The organism is Cupriavidus sp. GW822-FHT03E04 (assembly GCF_058801495.1).
The window spans coordinates 77,981-99,608 of sequence record NZ_JBXANI010000030.1 but is presented as its reverse complement, the minus strand read 5'-3'; the positions used below and the strand labels follow the sequence as shown (position 1 = coordinate 99,608).

The following is a 21,628-nucleotide window of genomic DNA, read 5'->3' as shown; positions in this document are numbered from 1 at the left end:
GCTCTGGCAGCAATGCTAACCCGCGTCAACTCCCTGCGGCGGCCAGCACCCCTGCCACGGAAGTCATGCTGACTTACTCTGGCATTGCCGAAGAATGATGATGGGCAATCAGCCACTTGCCATTCTGCCATTCATACGCGTAGGTATAGCGCGCGTGTACCGTCTTGCCGTCGGCGAACTTGAACGTATACGTGCCGACGTCCTGCGCGACCTTGCAGCCGAGCTTGATAATGCGGCTGTCAATCGCCCCTTGCGGCTTGCCCTTCAGGAACTTTACGAAATAGTCACGGATGGCTGCGGGATTTGTGCGCGGGTCGTTCGATACGGTCGCCAGCAGTACGCCGTCTTGAGCATAGTTTGCGACGACCTTGTCCGGTTCGCCAGTGTGCAGTGAATCGTTCCAGCGATCGAACAAGGCGGCAATCTGCTGCTCGGTAGCCGGGGCGCACGTCGCGGATGACGTCGTTTGCGCGCTGGCTGGAATGGACATGAACAGAGTGCTTGCTGCGGCAGTCATCAGGGAGGCTGCACCAACGGTCTTCATCGAAGTGTCCTATCGTTCGTTTATTCGTCGCACCTTGCCGGTGCGGTGCCAGTGAAGCGGCACGAGTCCATTGTTAAACCCCGACATGAACCACATCCTGAGAATTCGATGAACCGATCCTGACGCAAAGATGAACCGAAAATGAACAGGGTAGGGCGAGTGCCGATTAGGGCTCGCTGTCAAGCCGATAGCCGAGTCCCCGCACAGTCTTGAGGAGGGCGAGCGGGTGGCCTTCGTCGACCTTGCTGCGCAGGCGACGCACGTACACGTCCACGATATTGGTCAAGGGGTCCTCATTCGCGCCCCACACATTGGAAAGAATGCGCTCGCGGCTGAAGATGCGGCCGGGCGCACTCATCAGCAATTCGAGAAAAGCCAGCTCCTTGGCAGTCAGTGCGACCGGTTTTCCGGCGCGGGTGACGTGCATGCGTTCGCGGTCGAGCAGGAGGTCGGCCACCTGAAGCAGGTTCTCTTTTGGCCGCTGTTCGCGGCCGCGTCGTAGCAGCGCTTCGATGCGCGCAAGCAGTTCTTCGAAAGCGAACGGTTTGGTGAGATAGTCATCTGCGCCAAGGCGTAGCCCGGCAACCCTGTCATCCACATCGGTCAGCGACGTGAGCATGAGTATGGGCACGTGGTTGCGTTCCGCACGCAGCGTCTGGCAAAGCTCGAGGCCGTCGATGCCCGGCAGCATCAGGTCAAGCAGGAGCAGGGCGGGCTCAGCGCCGCGTGCCAAATCCAGCCCTTCTGGGCCGGTACGCGCGAGTTGGACGCGATAGCCTTCTGCGCGTAGCCCCCGCACCAGGAAGTCCGCAACTCGGGTGTCGTCCTCAATTACCAGAATGTTCATAACTGTACTGTTGGTCGTTTGCTTCCATCGCTCTGCGGTAGCGGGGAAGGTCAATGCACGCGCGAGTGCCTTGTGGCTGGGCGCTTTCGAATGAAATGCGACCATTATGCGACTGCACGATGGCTTGCGCGATGGACAGACCAATACCTGTGCCGTCGGCGCGATGGGCGCGGGCGCGCCGGCCGCGCACGAATCGCTCGAAGACCAGCGCAAGTTCATCCGCATCGATGCCAATTCCCTCGTCCTCCACCTCGATCCGCACGACGTCAGGGCCTGGTTTGCAGCGCAGGCGCACCGTGCTGCCCCGCAGTGAGTAGCGCACGGCGTTATCCAGGAGGATGACGATGGCCTGTCTCAGTCGGTCGGCATCAGCCAGCACTGTGACCTCGGTGGTGTCCTTTGGCGGCACTAATTGCATCCTGACATCGTGGTCCACTCCCAGTGCTTCCGCGAAGTGCGCGGCATCCTGCAGGAGCGCAACCAGGTCGATGCAGCTCGGTTGCATCGCTAATTGGTCGGCTTCCGCCTTGGCGATGAGCAGCAGGTCGTTGATGCGTCCGGTAAGCTGTTCAGCTCCGTCAACGATGCGCTCCAGCGCCATGCGGTAATCCTGCACCGGCTTTTCCGCGCCGCGTAGGGCAATCTCGGCTTCGCCGCGGATCGCCGTTGTGGGCGTACGCAGTTCGTGGCCAAGGTCTGCAAAGAGCTGTCGGCGACGCTGATCGATCCGCTGAAGCGCTTCGTGCGCGGAACGCAACTCTGCCGTTCTCGCCTGCACGGCATCCTCCAGCCTACGGCGAGCTGCATCGGCATCACTGCGGTGCTGCTGGAGTTCCGAAGCCATGGCATTGAAACCTTCAGCCACACGGTCGAATTCGTCGCCGGACCAGATCGGAAAGCGGTAATCCAGCGCTCCGGACTGTAGGGCCTTGGCCCCTTCGAGCAGTTGATCGAGTGGCCGCTGAAGCCTGCGATTAAGGTGCAAGGCGAGGCCGATTGCAGCCAGCAGCACGACGCCCGCCATGCCGAATGCTTGCGTCCGGAGTCGATCCAGGGCGCGCTCCGTGGCCGCCCGGGCGACTGGCACCGCCGTGCGCTGGCGCTCGATCGCGCCGTTGAGCCGTTCACGTAGGTCGCGGCCGCGCGCCTTGTCGAAGACATCATTCAGTTCACGCCATACTCCGGCGAAATCGGCGTCCCGCGGAAGCGGCTGCAACTCAAGGAGCCGGGTTTCGACGGCCGCAATGTTGTCGCCCAATAGTTCCGTCGTGCTGGCCAGTTGATCGACTTCCAAAGGGATCGGCACGCCGTCACGCGCGGAAATTTCATTCCACAGCACGATATTGCGCTGGGCAAGCTGCTGCAGTGTACGGATGCTAGACTTCATCCTTGTCAGCAGCCGGTCTCGAGTCTCTGGCTGTGCGTCGGCGTTCATCACCCGTTGTGACGCCCAAACTCGCAGCCGCTGCTTGTTCGCAGACAGGTCCAGTAGTTCAGAGAGGATGTCGCTGGCGAGCCGACTGTGTTGCGCATAGTCATTCACCCGATTTGCGCCCCAGTAGACAAAACTTGCCTGACCGCAGACAAGGGCGACAAGTAAGGTAAAGGCGAGAGAAAGACGAAAACGGAACATGACGAGCTTTGGAATTGGCGTAGCTACGCGCATGCATTCTCAGGCCTTGGCAGTGGCTTGAAAAGAGTTGGTCGTAAGATATTTGCAGTTGGGACGTCACGAACTTCGGCGCAATCCTGCTTGCGAGGCGCCAGGAAGACTTTGGCGACTTGCGCCGGGGGGGCCTCCAATCCGGGCGCTATCAGTATAGGTCTATCCAGAGGGCATTCTGATGTGGCTGGCTGGGGGACATTCTGATTTTGGCCTCCACAAATCTTGTGGCAGCTCGCGGTATCCCGCAGACATGACTCCGCTACCAGCACTTTCGACGATCGTCTGCTGGTAAATGCTCCGGTTCGAAATTAGCGCGGTGGTGATTGTACGTCACACCCTTGCATCGCAGTGCGGCCATCGCATCGTTTGTCTTCTTCTGTTGCACCAGCCTGAACGTCGCGCCTTTCCTCGCGGACGCAATGCGCCCCCGTCGACAAGCGGAACGCCATCAACTGTCGCATGCTGATCGTTAGACTCTGGCACTACCGGGAAGCCGCCATGGCCGAGACACGACTAGGAATTCCGGCGCGTCGGAAGTGCTCCCATGATTGGGGCCGGCTGGGCTATTCGTGGCAACGTTGGCGACTCATCTCCTTAAGCCCTGGTGTTGCCAACTGCGACAGGCAACATCAGGACCGCTTGGCGGCCGCCGTACATCACGGCTTGGATAGCAGGCGGCCGACCATGGCGTTGACAGCGCTCATTTGCGACCCAGATTTCAGCGCATAATCGGAACCGGTATAACCGAACCAGTCCCAGCAGCCTTGCGGATTAAATGGAAGCGTAGACGCATTCACCTGCGGGTACAGCACAAGGATGTTGTTTGTGTCCGCCCAGTAGTTGTAGTTCGTCTTCGCGTAAAAATCATTGCCGACCACGGCTTCGGACTGCTTGCACCCATGGAATGCCACGTGGACTTTGCACGCTGCTCCCCGAGCGCATGAGTTTGGCACATAAACGAAGCCTGTATCTGCCATGCCTGTCGCGGTCGTCGCGAATTCGCGCTGGTTGAACGGCACGATTCTTCCTGACAGACTCTTCGCCGGCGGGTTCAGCGTGCCGTAGATCTGCTGCAGCAATGCGCCAGCCTGATCGTACTTTCGCTTGCCGACCGCGCAGTGACTGATATATGGAGAGGCGTTATCCGAACACACGTTGCCGAATGCCGGTGTGATGAATGCATGGCCGGCCGCCACGTTATTCACATACTGCAGGTTAGACGCAGGAACGCCGGCCTCCTTGAAGAATGACACCGTCGCATCGACAGCCTGCTGGTAGACAACGGTATCCTTCGTTCCGCTAAATACATAGACCCGGGCCTTCTGCAAATTCGATAGCGGGTCAATCTGACCGAGCGACGCAAAGCCCGTCGCGGCGGCCACCATCAGTGCTGGATTCGGCGGCACGAACGGCACTTGCCCCATGCAGATCGTCGTGTTGAGGATGTTCCCAGCCGCGCAATAATACGGCCCACCCGCTACCACACCGGCACCGACGACCGAGCCTGAGTATGCGACCTGATACTGGACTGCCATGAAGGCGCCCGATGACAGGCCGGAGACTGAGGTCTGCGATAGATCACCTGCAAAAGAAGGCAGCGCATCGGCGGCCAGCGCTGTATGAGGAAGAACTGCGAGCGCAAAGGCAGCAATGGTAAGGGTGCGAAGCGATTTCATCACGGTAGCTCCTGTGGCACAACGATCGAAAAGAATTGGACTAAAGGAAGGCGCGGGCTGAAAGATCCATTGCCCTTTGGGGCAGGTGAATCGAAGGGAGCGGGGCCTCGCATATACGGTCGCGCTTCGAACTTTCCGTGCTGTGGATCCGCGATAGAACAGCCGACTGCGGTCAAATGACATCGCAACATCACAACTGAATGTGGTGCCAACATCGTCGAATTCCGAAAGGCCGTTTTGGTCAATGCACTACTTTTGTGCTTGCGACACAGCGGGCTGCAGCGTTTCGAGGGCGGCATGCACAAGTGTTTAGTCTTGTGCTATGCAGCATTATCGGCGATGCGAAGGAATTTCGATCTTTTATTTTTGTATGTGTGCGGTATTTGCAACGATGTCGTCTGATTGTCATGTGGAACAACTAGGAACTGGTCGCAAAACTTCGGATCATGAATTTAAAATTAATTAAATCTGTTTTAATTTATTTTAAATGAAATATTATGGTGCACTGTGTCAGTACTAGACCGTAGTTCACCGTGCGGGGCGCAAGATGTGGATGCTTGGTGCAGGTGGATTCCCCGCGCCCCGCTGGCCTGTGGTGATGCTGTTGTGACGGCAGATGGTAAGCCGTGTAGACGCAATCGCTGCAGTTGACCGACCATTCGCGTGATTGGCTCCGATGATCCTGCTTGATGGTGTGATTCAGGTATTTGAACAGTCGAATGAAGATCGGCGCGCAAACTTTTGCCCACTGGCGGCTGTCGTCGGTTCAGCACCTTGTTTAGTGCTGGCAGTAGCTTGATCGTCCCGCGGTGTACCGTTGAAGGATCTAGTGCGATGCCGCGCGTGACCATCACCTGCTTGAGGTGGCACAGACTGACCGGGTCGACCAGATACTGGCACAAGCAAGCCACCATCACGTCCAGCGGAGAGTGCAGGCGCTCGGGACGATCGTCTATGCCGCATCGTCGCGGATGCCAACACGCTTGCGGTGGCTCATGCCCGGCCGCCATCGTCGAGGTGACTGTCGCCTACAGCGCGTATTTCATGGCCAGGTAGAACGTACGCCGCGGGAACGGGTGGAACAGGGAATACATGCGGTTGTTGAGGTTGTCCACGCCCAGCGCACCGCTCCAGTGCTTGTCGAACTGGTAGCGTACCCGCGCGTCCATGACGAAGAAGCTCTCGAAGCCCTGATAGGTGGCGGGGTTGATATCCGTGTTGTCGACCGTCGCATAGACGCGACTGCTGTAGCGCGCTGCCAGGGTGTAGGCCCATTTGTTGTCCGGCCGGTACGTTACAGCCAGGGTGCTACGCCACGCAGGCACGTATGGGACTCGCTTGCCGACCGATGTCGCGCCCGGAATGGTGGGGACATAACTGTCGTTGGACAGTATGCGTGAGTCGACGTATGTCACATTGCCCGAGAACGACAGTCCGTGGATCAGCACGTTGTCTTGCTGGCCTGCCAGTTCCAAGCCGACCTGGCGTGTTTTGCCCACGTTCTGTGTAAAGGAGACCGGCGTGGCAAAGCCGGGGACCGTCGACGTTTGCGAGATCAGGGCGTTCGACACATACTCGTTAAATACCGAGAGACGCATCTTGCCGTTGCTGTTGTGGTGCTCGACAGCCAGTTCGCCGGACATGACATGCTCGGGCTCCAGGAAGGGATTCGCCTGGACAAAGGTCGTGCCGGTCTGGATGGATTGATACAGTTCGCCGACGGTGGGGAACCGATACGCCTTGCCGAACGAGCCGGTGACCGACCAGATCTCGGTCGCGTCCCAGGTGACCGACGCCTTGGGAGAGAAGGCCGCCTTGTCCACGCCAGGCTGGTTGATCGGCACCCCCACGCCATTGCTGCCCGTCGAGAAATTGAAACCGTCGTACGCGCGCCACCATTCGTAGCGGCCGCCCAGCGTGGCTTGCACGGTAGGCGCCACGCGCCAGACGTCCTGCAACCACAGCGCGCTGGTCTGTGTCTTGCCGAGCGAGTTGCTGAACAGCGGGCCGCTGCTTCCCGATGTCCAGTTCGTCGTCGTGTACGTAGGGCTGGCGAGCCTGAACTGATCGTAGTGCGCGCCAAAGCTGACGATGTTCGCCCCCGCGGCGCCCTGCGGCCGCCAGGTTCCCTTGAGATCAACCGTGGTCCATCCGGTCCCGCTCATGTCGGTGGCGCGGCCGGGGCCGCCGCTCTGCGCGCCTGGGTAGAGTCCGGTGGAAAGGCGGCTCAGGTCCCGGAGATAGTAGAGATTGCTCAGGGTCATCTCCCAGTCGAACAGTCCCTTCGTGTGGGTTTCCACCTTCAGGCTCTGCATCAAGTGCTGTTGCTCAATGTTATTGCTCGAGAACTGGCCGGCGATGGTGTTGGCGTTGTATGCGAACCCGCCGATACTGACGCTGCCGCTCTGGGCGCCATAGAAGGGCGTGCCGGCGGCGGTGCTCAGGTAGGTCTGGGCGTTTGCCTTCGAGCTGTTCTGCCAGTAGCCCAGCGTGTAGGCAGCGCTCAGTGTTGGCGTGAAGTCATAGGCTAGCTTGACGGCAGCGTTGTCCTGCAATGTGTGGACGAAGTTGCCCGCGCCGATCACCTGGATCGCGTTGCCCGTGCGGTTGCGGTCCGCGATGGCGCCCGTGATGACCGGCAGCCCGGCGCTGGCCGGGATCGTCGACTGGCTGACCGTACCAAAGCTGAGAGGCTGGCTGAAGCTGTTGAGGTGGTTGGCATTGAACCACCACGACAGCCCGCCCACGCGGTCGCCCAGTGTAGCGCTGTATTGCTGGGCCGGCTCGTTCTCGCCGGTGCCGTATTTGCCGAAATGCTGCAGGGCGCCCGTGAATTCCAGGCTGCCTTCGAAGGCCTTCGGCATCCGTGTGGTGATTTCCGTCACGGCGCCATATGAGTTGCCGGGGTAGGCGGCGGAGAAGGGGCCGTACATCACGTCGATGCGATCGACTTGCTGCGGCGCCACCATGAACCACTGGGGTGACCCATTGCCGTTATTGTTGTTGATCAGGGTCGATAGCAGGACGCCGTTGGCATAGATCAGGCTGCGCGCGCTGGCATTGATGCCCGTCGTGCGCGTGGCCATCGGCGATTGGGTGTCGCCGATAAAGCGTTTGCGAACCAGCACATCAGGTAGGTACTTTAGCATGTCTTCCGTGGCCATGACGTTGATGGTCTCAGAAGCCTGCCGGGCCGTGATGCTTTCGGTCGTTTGCGGCAGTTCGTACTTCTCGGCGAAAGAACGGGTCTCTGTGACCTGGGCAATTGGCAGGCTCCTTTCACCCGGCGTACTATCCGCTATGCCTTTGTCCGTGGCGAGCGTGGCCGTCACGACTGGCGTCTGGGCGTGAGCGCCGGAGGCCCCCAGGATGGCTATGGAAAGCAGGCTGCGAAGGGCAATAGATGCAGCTTCGCGTAGTGCGGCCCAATCGCGGGAGATCATTGTGGGCATAGGTGAATCTACTTGGAGTCGATCTCGGTCGTAACGCAAGTTGATATACAAGCCGGCATCTGCGGCGCCGACGCGAGGAATCGTATTCATGGTTCTCTTGGCAGTATGGAGGCGAACCGATAGTCCGCCATGTTGCGTGGGCACGCACGTTGTCAGGCGAAGCAGGTCATGCCAAGTGCAGCACTCGGGCTATCGTGCGAAGAATGCCCGGGTTGGGGGCGATTGCATCCCGCTGCAGCACCGGCCGCGCGAAAGCAAGCTGCCTGAGGTGTGGCCGAAGGACAAAGGGTACGTACACTATTGCTTCGACACCGAAAACATTGACTCGGTGTGGCCAACCACTCCGCAGAATTCTTCTGCCTCAGTATTGCTCGATGTTTCGTCTCAGCGTTTCCCTCCCGCTCGGATGATGGCCGCGGGAGGTTTTTCAACCATCCATTAGTTAGTTGCGTCGTTTGCCACTAACCACTACTGTGCCATGGGCTGGCGCGCAACGATGCCCGACTTGGATACCACCACCAGATTCTTGCCTTGGAAAATCGCGGACGTCATCGCCAAGCGGTCTTCACGCTGCGTCGCGGTGAAACTACGCCCGTAGTCCTTACTCTGTAGGATCACCCCGTCTAGACCTACGGCAACTACGTGCCCGCCCGCTTCAGCGATCCCTGTCAACGAACTATGAGTGCCGGTTTCGACGGCCTTCCATGATTGGCCATCGTCGTCGCTTCGATAGAGCGAGCCTCGCAGTCCGCCGACCAGCAAACCACCGTCGCTCAGCGCGATCCCGCTCCATAAGGATCCCTTGTAGCCCGTGTTGACATAGGTCCATGTGGCGCCATGATCCTCGGAGCGCAATACGAATCCGTGCTCGGCGGCAATGAATGCCGTCCCTCGCTGGCTCGCGAAAATGGAAAACAGGTTTTTATCTGCCCGGCCATTGTCAGGGAGAGGCGGCAATGTCCCTGCCTGCCACGTGGCGCCTCCATCGTTTGTCGTCAGCAAAAGCGACCACAGTCCGACGGCAATGCCATGCTTGCTGTCGCTAAAGTAAATAGAAAACAACGGCCGATCGATGTTCGTATCGCTTCGTTGCGTCTCCCAGGTTTCACCGCCGTCCTCCGTATGGAGAATGGTGCCCCAGTGCCCTGCAGCCCAACCTAGGCGCGCGTCCACAAACGCAACCGAAGTCAGGGTGGTATCGGTCGGGACACGCTTCGCTTGACGATAGCTTTTCCCGCTGTCATCCGACAATAGGATGACGCCGTTGTTTCCAACCGCCACAATCCGTTCACCAGCCACACCTTGTGCCAGCAGCATCTCGCTGGATGCGTAGGGATCCGGCACTGCAGAGTGAACTTTAACCAGTGTGTTCCCCTGCTCAGATCTCGCCACACCGGCGAGGCTAAGGAGGGTGAACGCGGCCGCGATGCCAGATTTTAAAAGGTTCTTTAGCTGCATAGTCGTCCTTTCTACTTAATGCTCAAACAATCCAAGCGCCCTAACGGGGGATTTGCGCGGGAACAGCCGCTCAAGCCACACCGCCAGCGCCGGCAACGCGGTCATCGCCATCACGAGATTGACCATAAACATAAACGCGAGCAACTTACCCATGTCAGCCTGAAACTTAAGCGCGGAGAGCGACCATGTCGCTACCCCGACCGCCATTGTGATCGCCGTAAACACCGTGGCTACGCCAACCTCGAGCATGGCATGCTCCGTCGCTTTAGTGATCGATTGACCATCGGCCAGATGCCGCTGCAAGCGGTTGTATATATAGAAGGCGTAGTCGACACCGATACCTACCGCGAGCACCATCACCGGCAAGGTTGCCACAGTCAATCCGATTTTTAGTTCTTTCATGAACCAATAACCGATGAAGGTTCCAACTGTCAGCGGCAAGCAGCATGCAATCACGGCCCTAAAGTCGCGATAAACTCCAAAGACGAGGACGACGATCGCCGCATACACGTACAGCATCATCGGCAGTTCGCTCCGCTCGACTTCGTCGTTGACTGCGGCAAGAACACCCGCGTTTCCGCCTGCAAGGGCAACCTGCACCCCCTCCACCTTATCGGCTTCACTGAAATGCCTGACCTCGTCGATCACGCGGTTGATCGTCGTTGTCTTATGGTCACTGAGGTACAGGTTCGCTGCGATCATGCTGCAATCCTTTCGCATGTATCCGTTAGCGCGCCCAATCTCAGCCGAGAGTGCACCATAGTTTTCCGGGTCGACGGGAATCACGTACATCTTCGGGTTGCCTTCGTTGTAGCCCTCGTTGTATGTGCGCAGCATGGTCGAGTAGCTGTCCACCGAAATCACATCTTTGACATGACGCATACGGCTGACGAATCGATCCTGATACAACCCGAGCGCGGGATTTCCGCACGAATCGGCAGGCGCAACGAAAAATACGGTCAGCCAATCAAGCCCGGTGTTGTAGTTGTTCGTAATCGAGACTGCATCTCGATTGAATCGTGCGTCGGCGCGAAGTTCTGGGGCGCCAGGCTCCACCGTGCCAATTACGCGCCCCTGACTCTGCCAGACTGCCAGCCCGAACACGATCGAGACTGCGACGAGGGTAAACGCCGCATTCCGAGGCTCCGCAACACGGGCAATTTGCTTGAGCCACTTTGCGCGTGACTCTCTGGTACGCATGGCGCTTAACGCATATGTCTGCGAAAATTTGAGCCTCGAGGCGGCCAGCGGCAGCATGACCAGATTGGTGAGGATCTTATATCCGACCCCGATTGACGCGGCGATGGCCAACTCCCGCACCATCGGAATTGGAATAAGCGCCAACGTGATAAACGACACAAACGCGGTTACGAGCGCGAGGGTGCCAGGAATCAGCAGACCCGTGAAGCTGGATCTCGCTGCGGCTTCCGTCGATTTGCCATGCGAGAGTTCCCGGACGATGTGGTTGATCTGCTGGACGCCATGCGAGACACCGATCGCGAACACAAGGAACGGCACCAGAATGGCCAACGGATCGAGACCGTATTGGAGCAAATGCAGTGTCCCGAATTGCCAGACAAGTGACGTCAGCGAACAGAAAACAGGCAACAGCGTCAAGCGTACCGAGCGACAGTACCAATAGACCGCAGCCGCAGTGAGCAGCAGTGCTATTCCACAAAAGGCTAGCACGCCTTTTGCCCCGTCCGCGATGTCACCGATCTGCTTCGCGAACCCAATAATCTGGATCTCATAGTTCGCGTCCTCAAAGGGCTTGCGAACCTGCTCTTCGAGCACGCGATTGAACGCGACGTAATCCAGCTTGTTTCCGCTTGCATCATATTCGTTCAGATCGGCGACGATCATCGCGCTCGACTGATCCCGTGAGATGAGGCTACCAATGAAGCCTCCCTGGCTCGCGGCCTGTTGGATGCTTCTAATCACGCTATCGTCAAGCCGATCCGGCGTGACCGTCGACGGTATGAGCGGATCTGCGCGAAATCCATCCTCCGTTATCAGATTGACAAAAGAATTGGGCGTCCACAACGATTGAACGCTAGGTCGTGTCACATTAGGCAACGCGATGACCGCTTGCGTCACGCTGTAGAGGCGACCCAAGGCATCGTCATTCCAGATTGTGCCATGCTTAGCTTTCACAACCACAGTAAGACGATTCGCGCCAGTGGCGTCGCTCTTGTATCGATTGAAGATCTTGATGTACTCGTGGCCAACTGGCATCTGCTTCTCGAAGCCCGCATCAATTCGTAGCTTCGATGCGAAGAATCCCATGATGACGGTGAACACCATTAGTGACACCAGGATCAGCGTCCGATGCTTGAAGATGAACCGCTCAACGTACTGTAGTGAAGTGTTGATAAAGCCTGTGGCGCCGCTGTGGCGGTTACCTGTTTGCATGATATAGCCTGCACTTTAAGTTGCGGGGGCGCCCGTCTCATGCCACTGCTGCGGACGGACCTTGTCACATTGTTCTGCCAGCGGAGGGTCTCCGGGACGCATCGTTGTCTATCCGGAACCCGGATCCAAAAGTAGTTGCAACGTCTTAGAAGTTTCGCGTAGCGAACACCCCGACGAAGTTCCGGTCTGCATACGCTTGCCCAACGGTCTGATGCCCGCCAAAGAATGCGGTAAAGTTAACACCTGCCTGCCATAGCGTTGGATTTTGATTGAACAATATGTAGACGTTCACGGACTTCGCGCCTTGCAAATAGTTGGCGCTGGCCGTTGGCGTATAGCCGTACACGGCATCGGTGAATGTCACCCCTGGCGTCACCTGCCATCCTGGAATCAAGCTACCGTCGTAGGTCACGTTGAAGTCGACCGTTGCCCCGACCGAGCTCGAGGTACCCTTCTCGGCAACGATCGCATACCCCGAACCCGAGCTATTGTTAAGCCACGTGTAGTACCCTGCCGCCGGTACCTGTTGCACAGTTGTACCATTGGGAGTTCGCGTGATACCTCGTGTGCTGACTCCGGGGTAATAGATCCAGGTCAATTCGGCCGTGAACGTGGCGGTATTGGCAGCGATCAGATTAAGGAAAGGGTAGTTACTCGGCGTAAGACTCAACTGGCCATTGATAGCGTACTGAAACTTCTTTTTGTCGACCCACTGCTGGCAGGCCCCAGAGACCCCGTTCGTATTTGCATCAAGGGGACCACCCGCCCCATAACAGCCTGAGAGAGATACTGCATCGCGTGGCCTGTAAGACAGCTCTGTCCCGATAGCCCAGTCGCCCAGTGAGAAATTGGCGCTGACGCCGAAGAGTTGCCGATCTTCGAGGTAGGAAAACTGTGCCGATCCGTTCGAAAGAGCTTGCACGACCGGATTTTTGTCCGTGTAATTTTCGTAATAGAAACCGAACATCACATCCACACTGCGCGGACGGTAACCCACCTTCACACCGTATTGAGGTCGGTATTTCGCGGGAAGGGCGGTGCCGACCGGGATCCCGAGCGAGTAGTAAGGCGCGCCAGCATAAAGCCCGTTGACCAGCCCAGAGTTGATGCCTGATACGGTAGACGCATTACCGCTACGGCCCCCGGCTATCGTCGCGCCGTCCAGACCCCCAAGGTTGCCGTTGTTCGTGTTGATCGTAGACGGTCCGGCGCCGCGCCCCAATATATCCAAAGTTGACCAATATGAACCCACCGCAGGAATCCGATTGCTGTTCCAGCCAAACTGGTAGTACACCTCGGTACTGAATCCGTTCGGAAGACCGGATGCGAAGCTCAGCATTGGGGCCGGAATCAATGCTGTCTTAAGCTGCGTACCCGGAATCAACAATTTCTGGATGTCAACCGAATTGGTCGCATTGATGCCACCGGAGGCGAAATAGCTCTCGCCCCAATTAACTACCTGATTGCCAAGGCGAAAGTGAGCCGGGTTACCCGCCAACGAAAAGTCTTTTTGAGCCCACAGATCCAAGAGCTGCGCGTTATACACAGTTTGTGCTTTGGCCGAACTCGAAAGCGATGTCCGATCTGTATCTCCCGCAAGGAAATCGTACATGGCTGTGCCGCGGACCATGAACTTTAGTCCGTTGCTCGGCATTGTCATGAGAAGTTCGCTGGTTGCGCTTGTGTAAGTGCTGAACGGCTTTCCCTTGCGATAGTTTAAATCTCCGTCGTCACCAGAGCTCCACTGACCAATGTTTGCCGCAGCCCCGCACGAGCCAGAATTGGGATCGCCAGTAAGTGAGCAACTGGGGCTCTTGGTCCGAATACCTGCACCAGCAGTCAAATTGGATACCCACGATCCCTTTAGATCTTCAAATCCCGTTGAAAAATCATAAGCGTGTACATTTTTTATCTGTGTTGCCAGAACTGCAAAAAATACAACTACGGTTAGAGCATTTACCCGGGTTTTCATACGAATTTCCCTGAAATACTTCGTGGGGCGCGACTAGGTGCGCCGGTCTCCTAGAACAAAAGTCCTTATCGTTCACTGCGCGCCTGAAGTGCGTCAGGGGAATAAAATGACATATCGAACTGAGCTCCCTTTCCATCCTGGAACCAGGTTATGGCCTTCCCATCTACAGGCCTACCATCAACGAGATAGCGCCCGGTTGCGGTGTCATATTGCATGAGCACGGTCGCAGCGCAGGCACCGATCTCCCAGACGGGAATGGGATGTTCCTCGGCGACCTTCCAGATTTTCCCGGCCGAATCGTATGAGTCGCCGGCAAGCGCAATCCAACTATCCTCATCGAGATACAGGGTACGTTTTGCACTGATATTCCGCATGCCGGACTTGACCGTACCCGCTATCTCCAGGACGCGATGTAGCTCATATCTGCGAGCGTCTGGATTCACCGAATTTGGCCCCATAAGACTGCTGATCTTCGCGTTGTCGTTGTAGATCGCAAAGGTGTTATAGGGAACGTAGATTTCCCTTTTTCCAACGATTTTCCAGTCGTAACGATCCGGGTTCCCGTTGAAGATGGATACCTGATCATTCAGATACTGATTTTCATACCCAATCAGCGGTGCATCGTGATCGTAGGTCGGCATGCGTCGTACCCGGCGTTGGCCAACGAAATAGAAGAAGGAGTCCGGAGACTTGCTGAATGACAGCGTTTGCGTAAAGCCCTGACCGGCAAGCGCAGCCGGCGTATCCGTTCCGACCCACGTCGCGGAGTAGACGTCATTCACGCTGCTTGGAGTTGCTGTGCCTTTGGCTGCCCAAGGAAAGTACGCCTTCGCTGGTCCGGCTACAATGACAGGGTCCGAACTACCCATACGCGGAGAAATGTAGGTCATCTGGCTAGGCGCGTTCATGCCCACACCTTGATAGCGGGTGAGAAAGTTCCAGACTGCTTCGATACCACTCGACGGCTTAGGGAACGGCACACCTGGCAAATTGGCAATCGCGAGTGACGTACCGTCTGACGCGATCTTCGCCTGACCGACGTTCTTTGCGGTATTCGCCGCTACAAAATCCGGCACTGCACAGGTCCGATGGGTCGGATAAACATCCATCCGATAGCCCTTGTTTTGCTTGATTTGAAGTTGCTGCCCTGGCGTCAGGTGCTCTGCGTATTTATCGACGTTCGATGTGTCAATCGAAAATAGGGGCTTTTCGTTCTTGAACGGGGAGTACTTGGCCCGATCTGCGCCCACTGTCCAACCGCTCGGGGTGGGCATTCCACCTGTCCATTCTGGGATCGTTCCAGAACTGTTTCCAGCTCGTTCCCCGCCCATCGGGGTTAAATCGTGTCCGAGCGTTGTGTTGTCTGCAGCCATGGATGACACAGAAAATACCAGTGCGCCTGCTGCTCCGACTAATATGGTCCTCATAAATACATGCTTGAAGATTTTTTTTGTATTTAATTTGACATTTTCTCTGATATTTGTTTCATCCGAATTAATATAATCACTATAATATTTTTTATTATCCGTCGCAATCCGACATATTTTGGCGTTTTTCATGGTGATGGTAGCTAAATAAGATGAATGGATCCTCGACGAGTGTTCCGCCATATGACACATCGTGTGATGTACTCGATCGATCGCCCAGAATTAATGTGCAATCAAACATTTCATGTGAAATGTTTGATTGTTGGAATGCTAGCGAAATGCGTGCCAGGCCGATATCCACGAGTTTTCAATGAGTTCAGTGTTTTTCAGGTCGAGCATGGCTGCCTTTTGGTGCGGAACGCATGGCGTTAGTGCTCCAGTAGGTCTTCCTGGTGCACATCGGGAGTGTTCTGCGGAGTGATAACCAGGCCCGTTTTTTGTTGTCAACGGGGGAATGTGTTGAATCAGGAAGACCGGAAACGGTCCAAAATATTGGAAACGGGTGCGCATGGGGGCGCATGAGAATAACGAATCGACTGATAAGATCGGGACCTACTGTGCGCGCGCGCTGGCGAACGTCTAGCGCAAGACGCCGGAGGCCCGGAATAACTAGTCAGCTGCGGCTCCAAGAGCAATCTGTGCGGGATCCGCCAATCGGAATGGAGCGCCCGCTGCGCATGTACTTCATCCACACTGCTTCAATCCAACCGAAGAGGTCTGCGAGAAGGCCTCATACAGCAGTGTGAGGCTGCGCGCGTCGTGGGCATTGGTCATGAGGCGCGAGCTGATTCCCGATTGCTGCGACACTGCTGGCGTTAAGGCGGAGCATATCGCGGCTCCGTCAATTCAACGAAAGATGGACGCAGGGCCGGCCGGGGGGCGACGAAGGCTCATGATGCAGTTGGCGAGTTCATGGCAAGTTCGGTGAAACGATGCTATGCGGAGGAAAACTGAGGCGAGGTGCTGGCGATAGGGGAGGCGCATAGGAGATGCCGCTTGAGAGCGAAATGCTGCCGGATCGCCGATTACTGATGAATGCCCTATTGGATGAGCTGTCTGCAGTTGATGCCACATTCGTGCAAAATCTGTGCGCCAGCCAGGTACGTGCGAAAGTCCATCCGCCGGCGTACTGCCCGGTGGGCGATTCGCTCCGTGCCCTCGAACTGCGCCAGCAGCTGGTCGGCGGATTCGCCACAATTGAGTAGAACGGCGACTCCGCAACCATGCTCAACGATACGAGCCAGGCTGCGGTCCAGACTCCCGGGGGGCGTGGACTGGTTGACTTCAAGCAAGTCGACGACAGACAGCGATTCGTGTAGGGCTACAGGCACAACGTCATCGGCTTTCCAACAACCATGCACCAGCGCCAGGTGCATGCCCTTGCCAGGCTGATCTCGGTAGACGTGGCCCACGAATTGACCCCAGTGGGTCTGCAGTGTGCGGCCCCCAATTCGCTTGATAAGCGACTCACGGAGACTGCGGTACTCGATGAGGCCGGCGATGGTACCGATCTTTAGGCCATGATGGGCTGCGAACTGACATAGATCCGGCAGGCGCGCCATTGTGCCGTCCTCATTCATTACCTCGCAAATGACGGCGGCCGGGCTGCAGCCAGCCAAGTGCGCCAGGTCGGAGCCGGCCTCGGTATGGCCAGCTCGAATCAGCACGCCCCCATCTACCGCCTGCAGCGGAAAGACGTGCCCGGGTTGGACGAGGTCCTCCGCACGCGCGTCGGGGGCCACCGCCACCTGCACGGTGCGCGCGCGATCCGCAGCCGAGATGCCGGTGGTAACACCCTCCGCGGCCTCGATCGAAACGGTGAAGGCGGTCCTGTGCCTGGCGCTGTCGCGCTGGGTCATGGGCGGCAAGCGCAGGCGCTCGCACATCTCGCGCGAGAGGGTCAGGCAGATCAGGCCGCGCGCGTGGCGTGCCATAAAATTGATCGCCTGCGGCGTGATATGGTCGGCGGCGATGATGAGATCGCCCTCGTTTTCGCGGTTTTCTTCGTCGACCAGGATCACCATGCGGCCGGCGCGGATGTCGGCGATAATCTCTTCGGCTGGCGAGATAGCCACGCCTGCAGAGTTGATGTTGTGGGGGACGCTCATGTCATAACTCCTGGATAGTCAACCGCGTGTCGACAAAGCAAGCACCTCTCAGGTGCTACGGACTTTCCTTCCGTGCGGTCTTGGTAGCGTCTCGCCTGTCGTGCGCATTTAAGGGACGGGCGATAGCGCAGGACGTTTGCGCGATTGGCATGACCTGCATGCATTTTTTTCCATAATGAAGCTAGCAACCCATTAACTACAGGAAGTGAACTCAATGCATAATTCCAACCGCTGCCCGCTGCCCGCTGCCCGCTGCCCGCTGCCCGCTGCCCGCTGCCCGCTGACGGTCGTAAAGGAATGCAAGCTAGCCCGCGGCACCAAATCGCGCCTCCGGTGTACTTCCACTTGGTGACAGGTGCCGGTTTTCATATTCGTCATATGCTCCAATTTGTGCCAAGATCTCGCTGTTTCGCGTAGATAATGATTAATCTATGCATCGCGCTGCCTCGATAGTTTGGGGGAGAGGGGTTGAGATATCAACCTCACATCGGCCTCGGCCAAGGAGGGAGCGCCACGGGACAAAGAAGGAGCTTTTTACACCCCATGAAGAATGCACCGGGTCGGAGCTGATCTGCCAGATTTTCATCTGGCTTAGTTGGAGAAGATCAAGTGGTGAGCCGATGTCCATTCAGGCGAGCCTTTTTCAGGTTACGGTATCGAGTTTAATTGGAGATTTTTGGATATGCGAAGTGCAAGCGGTAAACCCGCATATGGAGAAGGAAAACAAGCTTTGATTGAAGCTGCGATTCGTTTGGTCGCTCGAGAAGGGCTTGGTAAGTTGACGAATCGGTCTCTGGCCTCTGAAGCCGGCGTTACCAGTGGAGCACTGCAGCATCATTTCAGATCTGTTCATGAGGTGGTAGATAGTGCGCTTGAGTACTGCATGAATAAATCGCGAAAATCTGCAAAGGAATCGCATTCGGTCTCGGATTTTCTCGAGGCCATCTTCAGTGACATGCTGGAACAGCCAGAAATTGCGCAATTTCAAGTGGAAGTATTCATCGCCGCCCGTCTCCGACCAAAACTTTCTGTGCTGGTCGCGAGGCATCAAGAATCGTATCGGGAGATATCTCGTGAGGTGCTTGGTGCTTCGCGCATTGCTTACGATGAGGGACTTATCGAGATCATCATGGCAGCAGTCGATGGCATTGTCTTTCAATCCGTAGTATTTCGAGAAGATGAGAGTCAGCGCTCTCGAACGAATCAGCAGATCGAAGCACTGAATCAGATCATTTCCAGCTATTCCCTATGCCACGTTAGTTGAAGCAAATCATATCCTTTATTAAATATCCAGCGAGGAGAATGGGAATTGGGTACTAATATGGAGATACTCACAGCAAAGGTGCTCGCCGCAGATGCGCGGGAAGGGCGGCAGTGACAGTCAGAAACCCTACTAGTAGCAGTACCTGCAATCCGACTGCGAGTTGGTAACCTCCCGCCGGGTCATCAACACCAAGCCGAGCAAAGAACAGCCCACCTAGTGCCGCAATACCGGCCGCGGAGGAGACTGACTGGACGGCGGCGAGCGTGCCGGCCCCGGAGCCGGCCTCATTGCTGTCTACTGCGCTGATGACAATTGTGATGAGCGATGCGATGATCATCCCGCCGCCCACGCCTGAGAGCGTGAGCGCTGGTATCAGCCGTTGCAATTCAAAAGGACTGTTGGCCAAAGTGAGCCATAGCCAGACGGCGGCGGCGATCTGGAGCAATGCGCCAATCTGTAGCACCCGCTTACCGATGCGCTCCAGCAAAAATCCACCGGCGAGCGCTGAGCCGACGAGGGTTCCGATTGCGAGCGGCAGTGCGGCGAGTCCGGATTGGCCTGGGGTAAAGCCGTGCCCGAGTTGGAGAAACAGCGTGAGCACGAGTTGCGCGCCCATGAATGCTGAGAAGAACAGTGCCATCGCAGCTATCCCGCCAGTGAACGCGGGCTTTGCGAAGATTCCCGGCTCGACAAGCGGGACGCGGCCACGGCGCAGGCGAGCGCGCTGCTGGAGAGTGAACGCAAATAGGCCTACGCCTGCTGCGGCCAGGCTTGCCCAAGTCCACAACGGCCAGCCGGTGTCCTGCCCCTGGATGAGCGGCAGCACAAGCATCCCTGATGCCGTCGCGATGAGCAGGGCGCCAGCGATATCGATGTCGCCAGTGTGTGCCTGCGTGCGTTCCTGGGGCAAGAAGCGCCACCCGATCGCGAGCGCGACCAACGCGATCGGCACGTTGACCGCGAGCGCGAATCGCCAGCCGAGTCCGAAAAGATTGGCCTGGACAATGCCGCCCCCGATCACGGGCCCTGCGACTGCGGCCACGCCTAGCACAGGTCCAAAGATCGCTAACGCCTTCGGAAGCTCATCCGGCTCGAACACCTCTCGCAGTAGCGCGAATCCCTGCGGCAGCAGCAAGGCGCCCGCGGTGCCTTGCAGGAAGCGGCCCGCAATGAGCAAGTCAATGGTTGGCGCGGCCGCGCACAGAATCGATGCTAGCGCGAAAGCCGTCAGGGCTGTCAGGAACATCTGGCGCCGGCCGTAGATGTCGCCGAGCCGGCCCCCGACGACGAGCCCAGCGCCCATGGCAAGGGCATATCCGCCGATTGCCCACTGCAGTTGAGTCGAGCTGGCGCTGAAGTCGTGCTCGAGCGCGGGGCCGGCAACGTTGATGATGGTCGCATCCAGAACGTCCATGACCTCGCCAGCGAGCATGACTACGAACACCAGCCATCGATAGCGATAGCGTGCGGGTATCCTTGTGGATGACGGAAAGGCGGCAACGTGAGACATCTATACTCCTGTTAGGATCGAGAGAGGAGGAAGAAGGGGCTCGCTGGGACGGCCAGTGCTAGGCTGCTTGGAAAAACTCGTACGAGCGTGGGGGGCCAAGCACGGTCGGTCTATGCCGGGCGCAGGGTATGTTCGAGGGGGGGAGATCGGCAGCCCCGCGAGCGCGATGACGATCGTCGGGGACGCTCCCATGAGTCCTTCAGGCAGCCATGAGCACTAGGGACAGTCCCATGAGCAGCGGCTCGAAAGCCGCCACGTTTTCCGCGAGGGTGTTCTGTGGTCGGGATCGCAAGACCACGGCCGTAAGGACTATGCCGGCGACCAGCAGCGCAGTCGAAGGCAGGACAATCGCCCAGGCATTATCACCAACCGACAGAAGAGCCATCTGATGGTGATGGTGGTGCTGCTGCTGCAGGGTGTCGGCCGTGTTCATCGCTTCTTGGTGGCGTAAGATCAGTCCGGCCATCGCAACGGAGGCAACCGTTCGGAAAACCCGCAGCGCCGGATCATAGACAGCTTGACCCGGCCATCCGGCCACGCCGGCCCAGACTCCAGTCCCGACGATCAGAATGGCCACGAAGGACAGTGGCATAACATGCGTGTAAGCTGCGTCGATCATGCCGATGACCATCACGAAGGCGCACACGATGCTGGCCACCGTCCGGCATTTGTCCAGCAAGGCACATGAGGATGCGCAGATCATGACGAGTAGCATGGGAATTGCGGGCATCGTGTTCATGCTGCGGCTTCCAGAGACCGGAACCGCGACCCGTGGAACACCAGCGGCTCCAATTCGGTGGCGGTGCGAATCGATTGCACTTCGAGTAGAACGACCTCGTGATCGCCTGCGGGATGTTCGGCATGGATGGCACATTCGAACGACAGCGCGGCATTCTTGATGAAGACCGATCCCGAATACGTCCTCTCGATGTCGACGCCGGTCCAGCGTGCGTCCTTGTCCCTGCTTGCAAGCTGCCGACAGATAGTTCCCTGATCGGCAGCAAGAATCGAGACACCTATCGTCCTGGCTGCGCGTAGCAGCGGCCATGTGGTGGATTGACGCTGGACTGCGCAGGAGACCAGGGGCGGAGCGAGGGAGATTCCTACGCTGAAGGTGGCGACAAGAAGAACGTGGTCCACGCCATCCACGTGTGCAGCGAGCGCTGCCAGACCGGATGGGTATTGGGCGAACGCCTTTCGCAGAGCGACCTCGTCAGAGATACAAGGTGCGGTTATCATACTTCGTTTACTCCTTATCGAGTTCCCGTGAACGCAAAGGACTCGGGAAATGA

General features: G+C 57.6%; 14 protein-coding genes. 1 reads left to right on the top strand and 13 read right to left on the bottom strand.

Annotated features, from left to right (window positions below; genetic code table 11):
- Positions 1–73: 73 nt before the first annotated feature.
- The 10 genes from AC1RQC_RS33490 to ribB all read right to left on the bottom strand — a co-directional run bounded on the left by AC1RQC_RS33490 (position 74) and on the right by ribB (position 17,562).
- Positions 74–544: an SgcJ/EcaC family oxidoreductase gene (locus tag AC1RQC_RS33490; protein WP_492809405.1), complete on the bottom strand. Its 471-nt coding sequence runs from the start codon at positions 542–544 to the stop codon at positions 74–76.
- Positions 545–710: 166 nt separating this feature from the next.
- Positions 711–1,391 (bottom strand): response regulator transcription factor, encoded by a 681-nt coding sequence (locus tag AC1RQC_RS33485; RefSeq protein WP_492809406.1) that lies wholly within the window; start codon positions 1,389–1,391, stop codon positions 711–713.
- Positions 1,372–3,024: a sensor histidine kinase gene (locus tag AC1RQC_RS33480; RefSeq protein ID WP_492885831.1), complete on the bottom strand. Its 1,653-nt coding sequence runs from the start codon at positions 3,022–3,024 to the stop codon at positions 1,372–1,374. Before AC1RQC_RS33480 ends, AC1RQC_RS33485 begins: the two co-directional genes overlap by 20 nt.
- A 689-nt stretch (positions 3,025–3,713) precedes the next feature.
- Positions 3,714–4,733, bottom strand: coding sequence for an extracellular catalytic domain type 2 short-chain-length polyhydroxyalkanoate depolymerase (locus tag AC1RQC_RS33475; RefSeq protein ID WP_492809407.1), 1,020 nt, complete (start codon positions 4,731–4,733; stop codon positions 3,714–3,716).
- Between the two features lie 1,028 nt (positions 4,734–5,761).
- The gene (locus AC1RQC_RS33470; protein WP_492809408.1) at positions 5,762–8,185 is read right to left on the bottom strand and encodes a TonB-dependent receptor; all 2,424 of its coding nucleotides are present in this window, start codon (positions 8,183–8,185) and stop codon (positions 5,762–5,764) included.
- Between the two features lie 468 nt (positions 8,186–8,653).
- Positions 8,654–9,643, bottom strand: a complete 990-nt coding sequence (locus tag AC1RQC_RS33465; protein WP_492809409.1) for a WD40/YVTN/BNR-like repeat-containing protein — start codon at positions 9,641–9,643, stop codon at positions 8,654–8,656.
- 15 nt (positions 9,644–9,658) lie between these two features.
- Entirely contained in the window at positions 9,659–12,055 is a 2,397-nt protein-coding gene (locus AC1RQC_RS33460) for an efflux RND transporter permease subunit (protein ID WP_492809410.1), read from the bottom strand.
- Between the two features lie 145 nt (positions 12,056–12,200).
- Complete coding sequence (locus tag AC1RQC_RS33455; protein ID WP_492809411.1) at positions 12,201–14,027, bottom strand: DUF1302 domain-containing protein; 1,827 nt, start codon at positions 14,025–14,027, stop codon at positions 12,201–12,203.
- Between the two features lie 65 nt (positions 14,028–14,092).
- Positions 14,093–15,586 carry a DUF1329 domain-containing protein gene (locus AC1RQC_RS33450; RefSeq protein ID WP_492809412.1) on the bottom strand — a complete coding sequence of 498 codons (1,494 nt, stop codon included), beginning with the start codon at positions 15,584–15,586 and terminating at the stop codon, positions 14,093–14,095.
- 908 nt (positions 15,587–16,494) lie between these two features.
- Positions 16,495–17,562, bottom strand: coding sequence for a 3,4-dihydroxy-2-butanone-4-phosphate synthase (gene ribB, locus AC1RQC_RS33445; protein WP_492885828.1), 1,068 nt, complete (start codon positions 17,560–17,562; stop codon positions 16,495–16,497).
- A gap of 682 nt (positions 17,563–18,244) precedes the next feature.
- Here ribB and AC1RQC_RS33440 point away from each other — a divergent pair.
- Positions 18,245–18,826, top strand: a complete 582-nt coding sequence (locus AC1RQC_RS33440; protein ID WP_492809414.1) for a TetR/AcrR family transcriptional regulator — start codon at positions 18,245–18,247, stop codon at positions 18,824–18,826.
- A 67-nt stretch (positions 18,827–18,893) separates the two neighbouring features.
- Here AC1RQC_RS33440 and AC1RQC_RS33435 read toward each other — a convergent pair whose 3' ends face one another.
- From AC1RQC_RS33435 to AC1RQC_RS33425, 3 genes are all read right to left on the bottom strand, one after another.
- Positions 18,894–20,336: an MFS transporter gene (locus AC1RQC_RS33435; RefSeq protein WP_492809415.1), complete on the bottom strand. Its 1,443-nt coding sequence runs from the start codon at positions 20,334–20,336 to the stop codon at positions 18,894–18,896.
- Between the two features lie 199 nt (positions 20,337–20,535).
- Positions 20,536–21,075, bottom strand: coding sequence for a hypothetical protein (locus AC1RQC_RS33430; RefSeq protein WP_492809416.1), 540 nt, complete (start codon positions 21,073–21,075; stop codon positions 20,536–20,538).
- Positions 21,072–21,575 carry a flavin reductase family protein gene (locus tag AC1RQC_RS33425; protein ID WP_492809417.1) on the bottom strand — a complete coding sequence of 168 codons (504 nt, stop codon included), beginning with the start codon at positions 21,573–21,575 and terminating at the stop codon, positions 21,072–21,074. Before AC1RQC_RS33425 ends, AC1RQC_RS33430 begins: the two co-directional genes overlap by 4 nt.
- Between the last annotated feature and the right edge of the window lie 53 nt (positions 21,576–21,628).

Excerpts from the sequence above, each read along its gene's own strand:
- AC1RQC_RS33490 (WP_492809405.1), bottom strand. The coding sequence starts at position 544 with ATGAAGACCGTTGGTGCAGCCTCCCTGATGACTGCCGCAGCAAGCACT.
- AC1RQC_RS33485 (WP_492809406.1), bottom strand. The coding sequence starts at position 1,391 with ATGAACATTCTGGTAATTGAGGACGACACCCGAGTTGCGGACTTCCTG.
- AC1RQC_RS33480 (WP_492885831.1), bottom strand. The coding sequence starts at position 3,024 with ATGTTCCGTTTTCGTCTTTCTCTCGCCTTTACCTTACTTGTCGCCCTT.
- AC1RQC_RS33475 (WP_492809407.1), bottom strand. The coding sequence starts at position 4,733 with ATGAAATCGCTTCGCACCCTTACCATTGCTGCCTTTGCGCTCGCAGTT.
- AC1RQC_RS33470 (WP_492809408.1), bottom strand. The coding sequence starts at position 8,185 with ATGCCCACAATGATCTCCCGCGATTGGGCCGCACTACGCGAAGCTGCA.
- AC1RQC_RS33465 (WP_492809409.1), bottom strand. The coding sequence starts at position 9,643 with ATGCAGCTAAAGAACCTTTTAAAATCTGGCATCGCGGCCGCGTTCACC.
- AC1RQC_RS33460 (WP_492809410.1), bottom strand. The coding sequence starts at position 12,055 with ATGCAAACAGGTAACCGCCACAGCGGCGCCACAGGCTTTATCAACACT.
- AC1RQC_RS33455 (WP_492809411.1), bottom strand. The coding sequence starts at position 14,027 with ATGAAAACCCGGGTAAATGCTCTAACCGTAGTTGTATTTTTTGCAGTT.
- AC1RQC_RS33450 (WP_492809412.1), bottom strand. The coding sequence starts at position 15,586 with ATGAAAAACGCCAAAATATGTCGGATTGCGACGGATAATAAAAAATAT.
- ribB (WP_492885828.1), bottom strand. The coding sequence starts at position 17,562 with ATGAGCGTCCCCCACAACATCAACTCTGCAGGCGTGGCTATCTCGCCA.
- AC1RQC_RS33440 (WP_492809414.1), top strand. The coding sequence starts at position 18,245 with ATGCGAAGTGCAAGCGGTAAACCCGCATATGGAGAAGGAAAACAAGCT.
- AC1RQC_RS33435 (WP_492809415.1), bottom strand. The coding sequence starts at position 20,336 with ATGTCTCACGTTGCCGCCTTTCCGTCATCCACAAGGATACCCGCACGC.
- AC1RQC_RS33430 (WP_492809416.1), bottom strand. The coding sequence starts at position 21,075 with ATGAACACGATGCCCGCAATTCCCATGCTACTCGTCATGATCTGCGCA.
- AC1RQC_RS33425 (WP_492809417.1), bottom strand. The coding sequence starts at position 21,575 with ATGATAACCGCACCTTGTATCTCTGACGAGGTCGCTCTGCGAAAGGCG.